This window comes from Lysinibacillus sp. CNPSo 3705, from assembly GCF_028674935.1.
In the GTDB taxonomy this organism is placed as follows: Bacteria; Bacillota; Bacilli; order Bacillales_A; family Planococcaceae; genus Lysinibacillus.
Genome location: NZ_JAQZSD010000163.1, coordinates 1 through 1,281, shown reverse-complemented (window position 1 = coordinate 1,281; position 1,281 = coordinate 1). Strand labels below are relative to the sequence as shown.

Sequence of the window (1,281 nt, the reverse complement as noted above, 5' to 3'; positions counted from 1 at the left end):
GGAATTTTATTTTCTAACTCCGTTCCTTCATACCACTCATTTATCATTTCTCTTTCTCCTCTAAAAAATTATACTTGAATTAACTACTCTTTTCAGAGTATAAAAGTTAGCACGTAAAGTTTAACACTATTCGAATATAACACCGAAACTAACATTTTCAAAATTCAAATATGCTTTACAAATTTCAGAAGTATAGTAGGGTTCAAGTTCTTGGATATTTCTCTTAGTAATAAACAATCCAAATCCAGATACATTGTTATAATCATTTTCAAATATTTGAATTTCCGCATCTGTATCATCATTAGCAACAATTATTTCTACTTTTCGATCAATTGTCTGAATAACTTTTTCATGAACTTTAATCAACTTATCAATTTCTTTATGAATATTTTCCTTTTGAAATTCTATCTCAATTAAATCAAAATCAGTTTCATAATATTTACGATCATCATATTTATAGCTATTTACTTCAATTTCTTCAGGATATTGTTTCATAAATAAATTACAAATTACTTCAATCTCTTGTTTCTTTAATTCTTGTTCTGAGAGATAGGTATTAACTAACCTCACTATTTAACAACTCCTGTCTCAAATAAATATTTGTACTGTGAATCAGTTAATTTGAAAGCTGTATTTATGGTTCCATCTACGTCCACTGTTTTTGTGAATTGTTCCATCAGGTGCAACGTTAATATATTTCTTACCATTTTTCGTATAAGGTTGTATGCAAAAAAAGACTTATTCCTAACTCACAGTTCTAGTTGGAATAAGCCTTTGAAAGTTTATCAAGCGTGATATTGTCAGTTTTTTTAGTGTTCTGAGCGTATTCCTACTCATTGTTTAAAATGTTATTTTATCCATTTCATTGCTACTTCACCTGTTAGAATTATTAGTATTTTTTCTATCACCATGAGTTTCATCATCTTTTATTCACACATAGACTAGCAAATATACTGGAGAATACTTCATCTCACCTGGGATAAATTATTATGGTTTTAAAATTTTATATGTTATTTTCTTCGCCGCTTTTAAACATCCAAAATTACTTGGATAATCTTCAGGATTAAACTTAAAAATATAATGCAAATACTCAACTTGAAACTTTTCGCTAATTTCTTTTTCAGCTTCTCCTTCAAGGATATTTAAAATGGTTTCTTTTGTATCTGTTTTCCACATCATAGGTAGAGAAGTGAAAAATACCTCTTTGAATTTTATTTCAATATCTGGATAACTTAAACTCAATCCACCATATATACACAGTTCATCATCAATATATTGTTT

At 27.8% G+C, this 1,281-nt stretch carries 2 protein-coding genes; both read right to left on the bottom strand.

Annotation, left to right across the window (positions count from 1 at the left end; translation table 11 throughout):
* Nucleotides 1–126: 126 nt before the first annotated feature.
* Nucleotides 127–570 (bottom strand): hypothetical protein, encoded by a 444-nt coding sequence (locus PVA17_RS24785; protein WP_274069346.1) that lies wholly within the window; start codon nucleotides 568–570, stop codon nucleotides 127–129.
* Nucleotides 571–987: 417 nt separating this feature from the next.
* On the bottom strand, nucleotides 988–1,281 hold a 294-nt coding region (locus tag PVA17_RS24780; RefSeq protein WP_274069345.1), incomplete at its 5' end, for a hypothetical protein.